Source organism: bacterium (assembly GCA_041649255.1).
Taxonomy (GTDB): domain Bacteria; phylum Hydrothermota; class UBA3073; order JACQXS01; family JAQTXJ01; genus JAQTXJ01.
Genome location: JBAZNK010000015.1, coordinates 80084 through 96373 on the forward strand (window position 1 = coordinate 80084; position 16290 = coordinate 96373).

Genomic DNA, 16290 nt, shown 5'->3' on the forward strand with positions numbered 1-16290 from the left:
TTGACATTTATATGAATTGTATTAATTTCCTCTTTATGAAAATGAAATCAATCCGTAAAATAAGTCCCCAACTAGGGGCAACACTTGTAGATATTGAAGCACCTAAACCCTCTTCGTATGAGGTGTTAGTTAAAGTAAAAGCTACTTCCATATGCGGGACAGACGTTCATATTTACAGTTGGAATGAATGGGCACAGAACAGAATAAAAAACTTACCGCAAACGATGGGGCATGAATTTGCAGGTGAAGTAGTAGAAGTTGGGTCTTGCGTAAAAAATATAAAAGTAGGGGATTACGTATCCGCAGAAACTCATATCCCATGCGGAGGATGTATCCAATGTATGACAGGACAGATGCATATATGTCATAACGTCAAAATACTTGGAGTAGATTGTGACGGTTGTTTTGCGGAGTATATTACGGTCCCGGAAAGTGTAATATGGAAAAACGATAAATCCATACCACCTGAATTTGCCTCAGTACAGGAACCGATTGGAAATGCAGTGTACTGCACGTTAGTTGAACCTGTCACCGCCAAAACCGTCGTTATTCTTGGTGCAGGACCAACAGGTTTATTTTCAACGGGAGTGGCAAAAGTAGCAGGCGCAGCGCAAGTGATAGTCGTAGAAGTCGAGCAATTCAGGCTTGACATTGCAAAAAAAATGGGAGCGGACATTTGTATTAATCCAAAGAATGAAGACCCTTTAAAAAGAATATTAGACGAAACAAAAGGTATAGGGGCAGACGTCGTCCTTGATATGGCAGGTTCGCCCAAAACAATTGAACTCGCGATAAAAGCAGTCCGCAGAGGGGGAAGATTCTCTGCTTTCGGAATTACACCGGGGACAATCACTATAGATTACAACAGTATAATATTTAAAGGGGTTACCATTTACGGAATAAGCGGAAGACTGATGTTTGATACGTGGTTCAAAGTAAGAAACCTCCTTGCATACAAAAAACTTGATATCTCGCCTGTAATTACGCATAAGCTCAAGCTTGAAGAATTTGACAAGGGATTTTCTGAAATGCTAAACAAAACTGCCGCTAAAGTAATTCTATTCCCGTAATTCAACACTCTCTAAAGGTTTCTTTAATTTATATATCCTTATAATAGGTCCACCTGTAATATTTTTATCAAATATCGAGACTTTTGAAAGAGCATTATAATCTACTTTAAAACAATAATAATCCCATTTAAAAACAGGATTAGGAACAAATTCTTTTATAAATATACGGTCTTTTTCAAAAGACTTTCTAAATTCATCCGGCATCGTATCTCCTTCTTCTCTTCCTCTAACCCAGCTGGTTGTGATTAAATAATCCACTTCGTTTTGAGTATAAATCTTCACGGTAGTAACATATCCACCAATATAAGGGGGTTTTTCTAAAACAGAAACATTTTCCAATATATACCTAGGGTCTTTCTGCCCTTTAATCATTGCAAGTAAAAAGATTCCGTTTACATTTTGTTTGCTTGCTCTCTCAAATTGTTCCTTGAATTGTTTATTGCTTTTATGTAAAGGAACTCCCACAATGGAAGTTTGGTCAAAATATTCCATTCCTTCAGACACTATCTTGCTCTCAGGAGGGATTGTTTTTTCAATAAATTCTTTAGCTAAATTTCTTGTATCCGGGCAGCTTATCAAATAATTATATTTTAATACATTCAATAACGGCGGAATTACGACTAATATACTTACAACAGCAATAAAAAAATGTCTCGTTTTTGGTTTCTTTTTACAAATTATGATACTAATCTCATATATAAACTTAGCCGCAAAGAAAACAATAAAAGGAATTATAGCAATTGCATACCATGGACAAGTCCCAAGATTTAAAATGGCACCCCAAAAAAGAATTATGAATACAATAAAACTAACATTCTCTTTTTTATATAATGAATATAATATTCCTAAAATTCCAACTATTTCTAATGGCATTCCAATTCCATTTTTTATATGCTCTGTCAAATAAATTAACCAATTAGGTTGTATACTTACACTTCTTGACACACTAAATCGAGTTCCAAGACCAAATATTGTATTCGTAAACTTATCAAAACTAAATATTGCCGAAGGCGTTAACGCCAAGAATGTAGTTACACTGCACAGGATAAAGGTTAAGCAATTTTTAATTCTATTAGTAAATAATATTTTTTTCTCCATAAGAAAAACGATTGCAGGAGTAATTAAATAAATAACCAAAGTGAATCTTGCCGCTATTGCAAGACCGGCAAATATACCTGTAAGAATATACTTTTTACGTTTTATTCGTCCATTAACATCCTCTTCATCTTTTTGGGAAAAGCAAAAATAAACTGAAATCAACATCATTAAAATTCCTAAAGCATCCTCCTTCATAAATTTTGCCTGTTGAACAGCTAAAAAGCTAAACGTAAAGAAAAAAGCAGAGAGGAGTCCTACTGTTTTATTGTAAAGTCTCTTTCCTATTAAATATAGAACAAAAACACTAATGCTTGATGAAAGAACAAATAGCATTCTGCCAATCAGATATACACTTGATGGGTCTCTTGCATAAAGTACCAGAAAATCAAAAGGAGTATAAACTATTTTTATAAATTTTAAGATTAAATAATATATACCATAGAATACGGCAAGTATATTAGGAATTAAATCGCCATAAGCATAAAAATGATAAGTAGGGGAAGCTTGTCCTTTATGAGACAACCTATAAAAAGCATCTACAGGGAAAAGTCTTTCATCATAGTGGAATAAACTTGGTAAACCAAAATTAAATTCCCATATTCTTAAAACAAAAGCTATTAAAATAATAAATGAGAGCAGTAATATACTTTGTTTTTCTTTATGGAGATTCATTTTCTGTCTGTTTGACAAATAGGTAAAGGAGAGATTCTTTTCTTATATATTTTTATAATTGGTCCACCAATAATCTTTCTATGCCATATTGCTACTTTAGATAGAGCGTTATAATCTATTTTTGAAAAACAATAATAATCCCAATCAAAGACCGGATTAGGCTTGAATTCTTTTATAATCTCATATTCTTTTTCCAGTGAAATTGCAAATTTTTCCGGCATAATATACTTACTATAATTCCAACTACAGTCTCTTACCCAGCTACTCATAATCAAATAATCTATATTGTGCTCTAAATAAATTTCAACTGTAGTATCATATTTTTCATTTTTATAAGGAGGATCTTCCAAAATTAAAATATTCTCCAGTGTATAGCTCGGTTCCTTTTGCCCCTTGATTTCTGCGAGAACAAGAGCACCTCCAAAACCTTCTTTTTTTACCTTATCAAATTGTTCCTGCAATTGTTTTTTACTTTTATTTATAGGAACCCCCAGAATAGAAGTTTGTTCAAAATATTCCATTCCTTCAGATACTATCTTGCTTCCCGGAGGAATCGTTTTTTCAATAAATTCTTTAGCTAAATTTCTTGTATCCGGGCAGCTTATCAAATAATTATATTTTAATACATTCAATAACGGCGGAATTACAACTAATATACTTACAACGGCAAGAAAAAAATGTCTCGTTTTTGGTTTCTTTTTACAAATTATGATACTAATCTCATATATAAACTTAGCCGCAAAGAAAACAATAAAAGGAATTATAGCAATTGCATGCCACGAGGGAGTAGCAAGATTAAAAACAGCGCTTCCAAAAAGGACTACAAATACAATCAGGCTGATATTCTCTTTTTTATATAACGAATATAACATTCCTAAAATTCCAATTATTGCCAAGGGTATTCCGATTCCATTATCCATATGTATCATCCATGCAGAGTTAGAATTTATACTTTTTGACGCTTCCCCAACTTGTATTCCAAGACTAAGCATATTAATAAAAAATATATAACATCTAAAAATCACAGAAGGAGTTAATATCAAAAATGTAGATATACTGCAAAGGATAAAAATTAAACAATTTTTAATTTTGTTAGCAAATAATATTTTCTTATCCATAAGAAAAACAATTACGGGAACAATCAAATAAACAACTAAAGTAAACCTTGCAGCTATTGCAAGTCCGGCAAATATACCTGTAAGAATATACTTTTTATGTTTTATTTGTCCATTAACATCCTCTTCATCTTTTTGGGGAAAGCAAAAATAAACTGAAATCAACATCAGCAAAGTCCCCAAAGTATCGCCTTTCATAAATTTCGCCTGTTGAACTGATAAGAAATTAAAAGCGAGAAAAAAAGCAGAGAGAAAACCAACCGTTTTATTGCAAAGCCTTTTTCCTATTAAATATAGAACAAAAACACTGGCAGTTGACGAGAGAACAAACAACATTCTTCCAATTAAATATACACTTGACGGGTTTCTAATATAAAACACCAAAAAATCAAAAGGAGTGTGAACTATTTTTATAAGTTTTAAGATTAAATAATATATTCCATAGAATACGGCAAGCATATTAGGGATTAAATCACCATAAGGATAAGAATGATGGACAAAAGGAATTTGTCCTTTATGCGATAATCTATAAAAGGCGTCGACCGGAAATATTCTTTCATCTAAATGGAATAATCCGGGCAGTCCAAAATTTACACCCCACAATCGTAAAATAAAAGCTCCGGCAAGAATAAGTATCAAAAAAAATAATTCGTAATGTTGTTTTTTATAGTTTCTCATATAGCAAGGATATATTTTGGTTAACTAACAGCTATATTTTTATTAATCGGAAAGAGTCCGGATTGTTTTTGCCGGTATCCCGGCAACCATAGTATATGATTCAACATTTTTACTTATCATACTACAAGCTCCTATAAAAGCACATTCTCCAATCTCCACACCGGAAAGGATTGTTGAATTGACACCGATAAATGAACCTGATTTTATTATAACAGGTTTTGAAGAACAGGGGAAAAACTTTTGTAATGGATGATCTTTATATCCAACATTAATATGAGTCATTATCATCACTCTCGCGCCAATACTAACTTTATCACCTATATGAACTTCGTTTGCCAGATCAATCATAATATCCTCACCCAAAAAACACTCATTCCCGATATTTAAGCCTCGAAATCCTCTTCTATAGCAATTAAAAAATTTAATTGAATTAATAACGCAATGTTTGCCTATTTTAACCCCTAATAGCCTTAAAAAGAATATTCTACAAGGCGAAAAAATCATTAATTTTAAGATACATACTGCAATAGTAGTAAAAACATACTTTATTCCTTTCTTAATACCTATTTCTTCCAAAGCTTTCATAATTTGCCTTTTAGTAATCAAAATTCTTTAAATTTAAGCAATTTTATAAAAAAATGAAGTGAATCATAAAAAGTTCTAACTGTAGATTGTTTTTCATATTTTCTAATAAATATGCAGGGGATTTCTTTTACTTTATAGTTATGTAAATATGCTCTAGCCATAAATTCCGTATCCCAAAACCATTGCATATCATCTGTTTCATCAATCATAGGCATTATCTTATTAGTATCAAAAAACTTATACCCGGCTTCAGTATCTTTGTATGGGAGTCCCAAAATAATTTCTACCAATAAATGATATCCTTTAGTTAATATCCATCTATCTATTGACTTAATTTGAAATTTGTAATTTCTATGGGCTACAGCTATATCATATCCTTTCTTTATTGCATTTACAAACTCAGGAATATACTCAGCACTTACTTCCAAGTCAACATCTACATATCCCGTTGTTTTTCCTTTAGCTATTCTAATTCCATCTTTTACCGCGCCCCCACGTCCTATATTTTCCTTATGAAATATTTTTTGTAAATTTTTATCCTTATACGTTAACATTATTTCTTCTATTTTTTCTCTTGTTCTATCTTTACTACAATCATCAACAAATATAATTTCATAATTCAGATTTGTTTTATCTAAAATTTCTATAATCTCAGATACATTTTTTACAAATATTTGTTCTTCATTATAACATGCAATTATTAAACTTAAATCGTACATTTAGGTTAAACTATTATATAAGCTTTTTATATCCCCAGTAACTTTATTCCAATTAAATTTTTCGTCCACTTTTTTCTTGCCCGCTATTCCCATTTTATCTCTTAAAGACTTATCATTTAATAATTTTAATATCGCTGCTGCAATATCTTCCGGGTCCTGTTTAACAAGCAATCCGTCTACTCCTTCGGATATTACCTCTTTTAACGCCGGGATATTTCCGCCAATTACAGGTTTGCCAAACATCCACGCCTCAGTATAAACAATCCCGAATGCTTCTTCATAAGAAGGCATACAAAATATATCACAAGCCTTATACGCACTTATTTTTTCAAACTCATCGCACCATCCAAGTTCAATTACTCTTTTATCTTTTAGTGAATATATAGACTCTCCACTACCGATAAATACAAAATAAGTTTCGGGATTATTTTTCCATACTAAATCCATTGCTTTAATCAATGAAACATATCCCTTGCCTTTTATCTTTCTACCAACAAACAATATCATATCTCCTGTAATATTATATTTTTTCCTGAAATATTTTCCATCCTCACTGTGGCAGGTTTTAGTTTCAATAATTGGCGCACCATATATAACTCTTATTTTTTCTGCTAATATTTCTTTTGATACCATAAATTGTTTTTCAGATTCGCTATTTACTATTATTCTATCTGCAGACTTATAAAGTTTAATATCAATACCCCAATCCCCCCAACTTCCGGGATGACTATGTGGTAAAACTATAAATGGTTTATTAAGTATCCTGCAAGATTCTAATACGCCAAAACTAAGGAGTTCTTGTCCTGTTCCGTGATATTCAACAACATCCGCCGATTTTACAAAAGGAATAATTTTCTTTACCCATACTTTATTATACAGCCACTTTGCAATTTTCTGAGTTTTTAAGTTAAAATACAATTTATATACAGGCAAAAGCCATATTTTTTCAAAAAAACTTATCCCTATAACATTGACTTTAATTTTACCGTTGAAATAAGTTTTATTTTTTGAACTCGCCAAAAATCTATTGCTTGAAGCAAAATAATCAAGGGGGATATCAAATCTCGTTACTACTTCCACATCATACTCTTTTGACAATTCTTCGGAAATCTTATACAAATACCTTTCCCTGCCCCCAATTTTATCTGTATATACCGGGATAACAAATAAAATCCGCATTTTTTAAGGCAAAACGCTTTCTATTTCCTTTTTATGTTCTATTAGCCATTGATAAAGCCGATGGACTCCTTTGGCAACATTAACATTTGGTTTCCACTTCATATCTTGCTTTGCTTTAGTGGTATCCGAAACATAAAATAACTGGTCTCCCGGTCTTGGGTCACTAAATTTACATTTTATTTTTTTACCTAATTTATCTTCTATCGTATCTATTAACTCTAAAAGTGATATAGTATTTTCTTTCCCGCCACCGATATTATATACTTTTCCTTTTATTTTATCTTTATTTTTCACAGCAGACATACATAAATTAACATAATCTTCAATAAAAAGGATATCTCTTATTTGTTTGCCGTTGCCGTAAATTGTTAATTGTCTATTTCTTATAGCCGTTATTATGAACCATGCAACCCATCCCTGGTCTTCCACTCCAAATTGTCTTTCCCCGTATATACAAGACATTCTGAATACTATTGTTGGCAAGTCATACATTCTTGAATAATCTCTGACATATTGGTCTGCACATCCCTTAGAACACCCATAAGGCGAATAAAAATCCAATTTTGTAGATTCATTTATACCATTTTTTAAGTTTTTAGCTTCGTATCGTTTTGATTTTTCTACCAAACTAGTATTTTCAAGTTTACCGTATACTTTGTTAGTAGATGAAAAAACAACCAATGGTTTATTTTCTTCTTTTCTGCAAGCTTCAAGCAAATTAAATGTTCCCATTGCATTTATCTCAAAATCTTCTGCGGGATTAATTACGGAAGTTGTCACTGCTGTTTGCGCTGCGAAGTGAAATACTGTATCTATAGGAGAATACTTTTTGAATACATTATTTACTGCTTTTTTATCTCTGGTGTCGCCTTTAATGAAAGTAAATTTTCCGTTCTTTTTTAACCATTTCAAGTTTAATTCCGAGCCGCGTCTTGATAAATTATCAAACACAATTACCTCGTTGCCATTACCGATTAACCTATTAGCGACATTACTTCCAATAAAACCGGCTCCACCTGTAACCAAAACTCGCATTTTAGTAAAATATTGACTTATTATATAATTGTCAAGTATTTGTTATTGTCAGAGAGTAAGAAAATACAACAATAAAAAGCCATCTCTGAAAAACAGAAATGGCTTTTTATTGTTCAGGGTTTTACTTCATCAATATGAGTTTCTTTGTCTCTTTGTATTCGCCAGCCTTAAACTTCGCAAAGTATATTCCCGTCGGATAGTCTTTCGAATTCAGTTCTGCTTTGTAATATCCAGGCACCTGTTCTTCGTTGACTAACGCCTTTACACACCTTCCCGTTAAATCATAAATCATTAGCGATACTTTACTCGTTACAGGTATCTGATACTTTATAGTCGTCTTATTCCTGAACGGATTCGGATAATTCTGGAACATCTTAAACACAAATGGCAATCCTGCTTTATTCACATAAGATACAGGTGTAAATTCTGAAGGAAGCACAGTCCGTACAAATGTTCCAATTCCTCCCGGTGTTGAGCCAGTTCCTCCGGAATCTCCTCCCGCCACCGATACTGAAATTGAGTATGTGCTGTCCGGGCTGTCCGTGTAGAATATCACCCGTCCACCCGCTCCACCGCCAGCTTTGCAGTTTGATATCGTTCCGCCATTTCCACCGGTCGCATTGATTATTCCTGTGCCTTGCAGGTATTTTGCGAATAATAAAACCGCTCCACCGCTGGCTCCACCGCCTGCATATCCGCTCTGTGACGTTCCGTTGCTTCCGTTTACGGATAACGTTCCGTTTAGGACAATCGTTCCCGCACTTGTATCCGTACACTGCAATTCTATTAATCCACCTCCATTTCCCCCGCCGTGCCTGTAACCGCTGATGTCTGCAAAATCGCCTCCGCCGCTCCCTAACTCGTTTATTGTCAAATCAGTCATTAAAGAATCGCCATACATTATTCCGCCGTCTCCGATTCCACCTTGTGTATAGTAAGACCCGTGACCTCCAAGATTTCCAAATCCCGCTCCACCTGCGCCATGCGAGCTACTCCCAAAATGACCGTATCCTATTCCCTGTCCGTGACGATAACCTTTTTCGTCCGCAATGATGTAAGATGAGGCATTTACTATAATCGAATCCTTCGCTCTCATTTTGCAGTTTCCGAATATAGTATCCCCACTTGTTAATCTTATATATTTATCCGTGAATTCAATCCCTTTAGTAAACCCAAACCTGCTGTCAGTAGAGCTTTGTGTTTGCATAGGCGAGAGAACAAGTTTTACCGAATCATCCGTCTGGTGAATTAATGCCGTTCCCATTTGTCCGAAACCAGCGTTGTCGTAAGCAAGTCCACCCGACACATCAATCCTCCCCGTAAACGAAGATTGATTATACCAGATATTCAGCCTGCCCCCTGAACCGCCCCCGCCGTCGGCACTGCTTCCATTTGAGCCATTTCCACCTTTTGCGCTTATTAAACCTGAGCCGGTTAACTTGTTGGTTTGCAGCCATACAGAACCACCTGAGCCACCACCAGCTGCTTTAGTTCCTGAACCGGCACCATTTTTCCCATCACTCTTGATTGTTCCTGCTACATTTATAGTTCCTGAAGATATTAATCTTATAATTCCACCACCTGCTCCGCCTTTGTATACAAGAGTTACGTCAGAGTTTCCGCCACCGCTTCCCATATCACATGGATTTTCGAGATTACCATAAGCATAACCGCCGTATTTACTGGTATCACCCTGCAAATTGCAACCTCCTGCCCCAGCTCTGCCACCGTATGATCCACCGCCTGCTCCGTATGCCGAAGCGCCTGTAGCGCCAGTTCCCGGACCTTCACCGGCTGTCCAGCCCGCCGAATCTGCAGAGAACGTCCCTTGAATGTCGAAACTATCGGCTTCTATTGCAATCCAGCCGGTAGTATTGATTGATTTTGAGGCGACTTTTGCCGTCTTACCGCTGTTAATTTTGAAGGTTCCTACGTTCCAGTAAGTGCCGTAGATTGTGGTATCGTTTGCAATAGTCCAGTTTGCGCCAAGTAGGTCTTTCCCAAATGGAATATACGATGCTTTTCCGTAAATCTTGAGTTGAGTAGTATCGAATGTACCCCAATAATCCGCCTGACAATACACATTATTCAAAGTGTCAGTATTTACGAGATTCCACGAGATATTATTTAGAAACGAGTTCATACCGTCGTCGTAAGTGCTTGTATTTACTATATTTCCTAAGCTGACTAAATTTGCATTAGAGTTGACGTAAACTCCAATACTGTCGTTTGTAATTAAGTTATTCATAGCAACAACCGACCCTCCGTTTGCATAGATGCCGTATTTTGCGTCCTGTATGGTGCAACCGTGAAGCTCAACACTGCCGCCGCTGTCTACAACTATACCATACCAGCTGTTTGTTGTGGTCGTGTCGTTATGAGTGGTATCCGCTACAAAGGTTACTGAATTTGCAATAAGAGTTCCTTTAACTGTTAACTGTGCTTTTCCTGTATCTGCGCCTGAATGCTGGTCGTCGTAGAATGGGATGCTATAGATTTTGACACCGGGGTCAATCGTTAAAGTCGCGCCTGTGTCTATTGTAACGTCACCGGCAAGGTAGGTGTCTCTGGTCCAGTGAAAAGTGCCCTCTAAAATTCCTGTAAATGTTTCCGGGTGGTTTATAATTATAATATCCTGGCTGGAGTATGTTATTTTAAAGAAATAGTTGCCAAGCCCGGGATTTTCAGTATTCACAGGTCCCCCTGGCGCATCGGTACATACAAGGTTAATTGTGCCGACATATCCTTCGGGTATTGAAGTCTTGTATTTATTACTTAAACAAACCTGGGGGAAACAAGGAACAGCATTAATTGGAGTATACAAAACAGAAGGAGTAGGAACATCAATGTTCTTATTCATAAGCGCATTAAAATCTGTCCAGTAAATCTTTTCATCTTCCTGCCAGACTACCTTTTCCCCTTCGGCAAGTACCGGGTATCTACTATCTTCAGAACTATTGCTTATATTTATTCTGTTAATTACAGGAGAGCTTCCGCTTGGCACAGGAAAATGTGTTGCAAATATATCAGCCATTCCTGAAATTACAGTCTCCCATGCAATGAACACCTCCCCGCCTTTTATACCTATACAAGAATTATGTGACTCTACGTCTGAAATCGTGGCTGGATTAGTAGGATACCAGTTACTTCCTATGCAGTATTTATATTTTATTATACCGTCTCTTTCCCAACATATATGTGGGTTGTTATAATTCAAAGAAATTGAAGGATGTGAAATTTCTGTGTTATGTAATGTAGCCCAATAATCCAAAAGAGGACCATTTGTTATTGGGAAAAAAGTCGGACTATTCAAATAATCTAAAACATTGAATTGACGAGGAATAATAACGCTAACAAATATACCAGTGTAAGCAACATAATGAGCTACTATATGGACTACATTATCTTTTACTGCAATGGCAGGGGGGGATTGATAACAAAATCCAACTTCGCTCTGCCACACAAAATGTAATACCACGTCTTTCCCCCACATAAGGGCACCATCAGTTATATCCAAGAAATCTGTAGTGGCCCTATAATGCAATTGATTATCTACCCCTATCCAACAAACACTTATCCTGTTATTTGCATTTACTGCAATTGCGGGGTATCTCCCATCCCCTAAAGTTCTTTTCCCGTGCCAAGTTTGTCCATTATCCGTACTTGTTGCATATTGTATTACAGACCCGCCCCCTCCGTTATGTCCCATCGTAGATGCAAAAACAAGATGTAAGTTGCCATTATCATCCGCAACGATTTTCCTGCTGTTATTGTCTCCGGTTGAATTTGAAAGGTCGGAACTAAGCCATGTTTCATCAGGCATACTATAATTATCCCATTTAGTTTCCAGTATAGCCTCATGCACATCTGTATATACATGTATGCCACTGGGATTATCTTTATGTGAGAAAGGTGGTCCAGCAGGGAGAGTACTTGCTGAGCTATAAAGCAATCCATCCTTATTGGTGCGATCATCTAATAAATGCCATATAAACGCTTTATTCTTCCCCTGTTCGCCGTCTAAAAATTCACTTAGGTATTGCAGTAATTTGGGCTTCAACTCTGGCATAGGCTCTGTCCCTTGCGTATTTCCGAAAACATGTCTTTCCATACTCCACAAGAGGTTTTTTGAGGGAATATTTAACTTAGTGCCACTGGTTCGATAAAGCCAGCAACTTCTGCTGTTCCAGTCCTTGCGAATGGCATAGACATCATCTTCTTGTCCCGTAGGATCCTTATAGCCTCCATAGGGTCCAGTTGCGTCAATATTACAGGCAGGGGCGTTTTCTTCGTTATTATAATGATAATTTATATATTTATCCATACGCTTAATCATTTCAATGGTGTAGTCAGAATTTGAATTCGAACCTGTGACTGTAGAAAACTCTTTTAAAGGTGTAGATATTACATTCCCATCTTTATTTATCCCAAACCCATCGTCCGGATGTAAAGTAATTGGGGCTGTAGCATTATTGGGTCTAATCTCGTAATCCTCATCCCAGTAAGGAGGAAGAGAAACGCTTACCTGGTATTTTCTCTCGGGTCCCCTCGGTCCCATACCTTCTACACAACGTGTAATGCCTGTCGGGTTAGTCATAGCTATTACCGTAGCAGTTTTATTATCAGCAGTATAAACATCATGTATTGCTTTTGCGCTTGTATTAACATAGGCAAAATCGTGTTCGCAAGCCTGTTTGAAAACATTATACCACTGGTCTAAATAATGACTTTCCGGTTCATCGGTAGGTGGGGAAATAAAAGAAACCTCTACTTTATCCGCACAGGGATGACTTCTCCAATTATTTCCCCAATCACTCCATAACGCTTGGTCCCAGTATGCAAGATTAGGTGAATTATCCGGGAATGTATACCCATTGCCAACTAAAGAAGGTTTAATAGAAGGGAGTCCAGAAACATCTATTATATCCAGTCCTTTACTCCTATTTGCAACATAAACATACTTCCCGTCGCTAGATACCGCGACTCCATTTGCATAACCATTACCACTAAGAGGAATATTATCATGAATTACAGTTTCAACGACCCATTCTAATTTTAGTGGATTTGCAGGGTCTGTAACATCTACTACCCTAAGTCCTTTCTGCCCGTTTGCGATATAGGCAAAGGTGTGTAATTCTCCACTCACTTCTTGTTGTCCTATTGCTACTCCTTCCGCATAGCCACCAAGGAGGTCAACATAGCCGTCAGAAGGATTAGACATATTACCATCAGTTTTTATTACCCAGAGCCCTCCATTATTACCTTTATATCCCCTGCCTGTAACACAAGCATAAGGCACATTAGAATTCTTAAATAACTTTACCTGTTCTGCTAAATGACCTCCTAAGTCATTGCCATCGTAAGTAACTTTGGAAGTCGAGGTATATTTGAAAAGCCCCTGACTCCCACCGGCAGCAAAAACAGTCCCATCGCTTAATACTGCTACCCCTTTTGCACCACATTCTTGATTATAAGAGATATCTTCACTTGGATGATATGGGTCTTGGATATTTACTCTTTTGATATTATTGCCTCCAAGAGTAGTCTCCGTGCCAATTAAAACGCCGTCCGCAACATAAGCAAAATTGCCATCAATCGCGACATCCCAACCCCAACCATTAATATCTGATGAAAAACGACAAGGGATATCGGAGCTGGTAATTATTGAAAATGAACTAATATCTATTACCTCAAGTCCCGGTTTTCTATCGTCTGGATATCCAACGGGTGTCATTCCTCCTTCCGCAACATAAAGATAAGGAGGATTTGCTATGAGATTATCCACTGCTATCCCATAAGCATAACCAGCTGTCGGACAACAAACAGCCTCAAGATAATTAGGATTGGAAGAAGAAGAATTAATCCCTATTTTAAATACTCCTGCTCCTCCGGCTGTAACATAAGCGTAATTTCCTAATACCACTACTTTATGTGCCCATGGTCTATTTCTTACTATCGAACCTATATTACTGCTTTGATGAACTAAATTCCCATCCAGTTGGAAAACTGTGTTAGTTGTAGGACTTGCATTACTGCCGGATTCAAGACTAACGTAGTAATCATAAACTCCTTTTCCTTTGAAATGAGTAGCCATTCCTGCCCAAAAACTTGTCCATTGGCTTTTATGTTTATCTAAATTACTACCAGAATAGTAATCTGTGGGATTGATTGGATCAAGTGGGTTAGGCCATGTAGCAAGCACAACTTTTAAACCATGCTCATTTGCTGCATCTATCCATTTATCCGTGTTATTCATTCCATCGATTTGTAACTTGCTCCAGAACCATTCCCAATAATCAGAGGGATTGACCGTATAGTCATTTGGATTTAGACCACACCATTCACCATTTCCAAATCCACTTAGTCTTATCCACGAACACCCTAAACTGACAACAGAATCCAATACTCTATTTCTAATTTCATCTGTATCCCCGTAACGCCATACTACTACTCCCCACGGTGAGTTTTCATCTATCACTGCTGCGTTTATTTGCTTCCCCATAAGACAAACCAGCGAAACAATTAAACTTACAAAAACTAAGACCTTTCTCATTTCGTACCCCCTATTTTCTTTTTGAACAATTCTTTACTTTTCACTTTCTGTTCCTATCTACTACCTGCTTCCTACTACCTACTTTACGTAGGACATCTTTACTACTTTTATCGGTTTGTAATTATTTACCTTTACGAAATAAATTCCTTTTTTTAAGTCATTTCCTATAATGTTACTATGGGTTGTTTTTACCAATCGTCCCCCCAAATCATAAATTTGTATTTTATTATCTTTTAACGCGCTACCCTTTACTCTTAGCTCTGTATTCTTAACAAATGGATTAGGAAATGCTTTTAATTCCCAAATCCCCAATCCAAAATCCAAAGTTAATGGTTCCTCTATTCCTACTGTAGAATATTTTATCGTTGTATAATCATAATCGAAGGAAGAGCCAGCACTGCTTCCAGTTACGTATACATATCCTTTGTTATCAACTGCAATTGCATATGCTCTATCGTCACCGCTCCCGGGACCATTATATCTTTGTACCCATTCTTCACTCCCCGAACTGCTGTATTTTATTGTTGCATAATCCCATGAAGTTGCCCCTCCGCTATACCCGGTTACATATGCATTCCCATTAGTATCTACTGCAATTCCTGTCCCACAATCATTATAACCTTGTCCTTCATATTTTCTAATCCATACAGTATCTCCTAAACTGTTGTATTTTATTGTAACACAATCAACACTGGTATCCCCTACTGTATAACCTTCTTTTCCGGTTACATACACATTTCCACTACTATCCAATGCAAGCGCAGTTGCTTCAGCCCATCTTCCGGTACAATACTTTTTGTCCCATATTATATTCCCATAACTATTATATTTTATTGTCCCGTAATTAAAACTATCTGATTCTGAAATTGCTCCTGTAACATAAACATTTTCATTGTTATCAACTGCTATAGCTGCTGCTCCCCCCCCCCGGGCAAATCCTTTTGTCTTATCAAAGTCATATCCTTTTGGTTCCTTATAACTCTTTGCTGTTCCACTATATCTTCTGACCCATACGGTATCTCCTACACTGTTGTATTTTATTGTTGCATAGTCCAAAGCATCTATACCATTAGAACTCGCTCCGGTTACATATACATTACCATTATTGTCAACTGTGATTGCGTAAGCATGAGGAACAGCGCCAGAACCGATTCCAATATAACTTCTGACCCACATACTATCTCCGGAACTATTATATTTTATCGTCCCATAACCAAAAGAACGGCCTGTTACGTAAACATTTCCGCTATCATCTACAGCTATCGCGCTTGCTTCATCAGTTTTATACCCTGTCCCTCCCCCTGAATCATATCTCCTAACCCAAACTGTACCCCCTGAACTGTTGTATTTTATAGTTGCATAATCATAATCAGTCCCAATTCCAACACTCCTTCCCGTCACATACACGTTCCCATTTTTATCCACTGCAATTGCGTATGCATTATCGCCATCATTGTCTGGTCCATCATATCTTCTAACCCATACCGTATCTCCTGAACTATTATATTTTATCGTTGCATAGTCAGGATAAGCCGTTGTGTCCATACTACTTCCCGTTACATATACATTTCCACTATCATCCACTG

The 16290-nt window shown here is 36.5% G+C and carries 9 protein-coding genes; 1 reads left to right on the forward strand and 8 read right to left on the reverse strand.

Annotated features, from left to right (window positions below; genetic code table 11):
* Window positions 1-11: 11 nt before the first annotated feature.
* Window positions 12-1070 carry an L-threonine 3-dehydrogenase gene (tdh, locus tag WC614_10780; protein ID MFA5033488.1) on the forward strand — a complete coding sequence of 353 codons (1059 nt, stop codon included), beginning with the start codon at window positions 12-14 and terminating at the stop codon, window positions 1068-1070.
* Here the strand turns inward: tdh and WC614_10785 are convergent.
* The 8 genes from WC614_10785 to WC614_10820 all read right to left on the reverse strand — a co-directional run.
* Window positions 1059-2840 (reverse strand): glycosyltransferase family 39 protein, encoded by a 1782-nt coding sequence (locus tag WC614_10785; protein ID MFA5033489.1) that lies wholly within the window; start codon window positions 2838-2840, stop codon window positions 1059-1061. The genes tdh and WC614_10785 overlap by 12 nt on opposite strands.
* Complete coding sequence (locus tag WC614_10790) at window positions 2837-4633, reverse strand: glycosyltransferase family 39 protein (GenBank protein MFA5033490.1); 1797 nt, start codon at window positions 4631-4633, stop codon at window positions 2837-2839. The genes WC614_10785 and WC614_10790 overlap by 4 nt, the downstream gene beginning before the upstream one ends.
* A gap of 42 nt (window positions 4634-4675) precedes the next feature.
* On the reverse strand, window positions 4676-5218 hold the full coding sequence (locus tag WC614_10795; GenBank protein MFA5033491.1) for an acyltransferase: 543 nt from the start codon (window positions 5216-5218) through the stop codon (window positions 4676-4678).
* 17 nt (window positions 5219-5235) lie between these two features.
* Window positions 5236-5937 carry a glycosyltransferase gene (locus WC614_10800; GenBank protein ID MFA5033492.1) on the reverse strand — a complete coding sequence of 234 codons (702 nt, stop codon included), beginning with the start codon at window positions 5935-5937 and terminating at the stop codon, window positions 5236-5238.
* Window positions 5938-7116 (reverse strand): glycosyltransferase family 4 protein, encoded by a 1179-nt coding sequence (locus tag WC614_10805; GenBank protein MFA5033493.1) that lies wholly within the window; start codon window positions 7114-7116, stop codon window positions 5938-5940. It abuts the gene before it with no gap.
* A 3-nt stretch (window positions 7117-7119) separates the two neighbouring features.
* Window positions 7120-8151 carry an SDR family NAD(P)-dependent oxidoreductase gene (locus tag WC614_10810; protein ID MFA5033494.1) on the reverse strand — a complete coding sequence of 344 codons (1032 nt, stop codon included), beginning with the start codon at window positions 8149-8151 and terminating at the stop codon, window positions 7120-7122.
* A gap of 121 nt (window positions 8152-8272) precedes the next feature.
* Complete coding sequence (locus WC614_10815; protein MFA5033495.1) at window positions 8273-14704, reverse strand: T9SS type A sorting domain-containing protein; 6432 nt, start codon at window positions 14702-14704, stop codon at window positions 8273-8275.
* A 78-nt stretch (window positions 14705-14782) separates the two neighbouring features.
* The coding region (locus WC614_10820) for an SBBP repeat-containing protein (protein MFA5033496.1) at window positions 14783-16290 on the reverse strand (1508 nt) is incomplete at its 5' end.

Bases quoted from the DNA above. Each gene is read 5' to 3' on its own strand.
- WC614_10790 (MFA5033490.1), bottom strand. From the start codon at position 4,633: ATGAGAAACTATAAAAAACAACATTACGAATTATTTTTTTTGATACTT.
- WC614_10795 (MFA5033491.1), bottom strand. From the start codon at position 5,218: ATGAAAGCTTTGGAAGAAATAGGTATTAAGAAAGGAATAAAGTATGTT.
- WC614_10785 (MFA5033489.1), bottom strand. From the start codon at position 2,840: ATGAATCTCCATAAAGAAAAACAAAGTATATTACTGCTCTCATTTATT.
- tdh (MFA5033488.1), top strand. From the start codon at position 12: ATGAATTGTATTAATTTCCTCTTTATGAAAATGAAATCAATCCGTAAA.
- WC614_10805 (MFA5033493.1), bottom strand. From the start codon at position 7,116: ATGCGGATTTTATTTGTTATCCCGGTATATACAGATAAAATTGGGGGC.
- WC614_10810 (MFA5033494.1), bottom strand. From the start codon at position 8,151: ATGCGAGTTTTGGTTACAGGTGGAGCCGGTTTTATTGGAAGTAATGTC.
- WC614_10800 (MFA5033492.1), bottom strand. From the start codon at position 5,937: ATGTACGATTTAAGTTTAATAATTGCATGTTATAATGAAGAACAAATA.
- WC614_10815 (MFA5033495.1), bottom strand. From the start codon at position 14,704: ATGAGAAAGGTCTTAGTTTTTGTAAGTTTAATTGTTTCGCTGGTTTGT.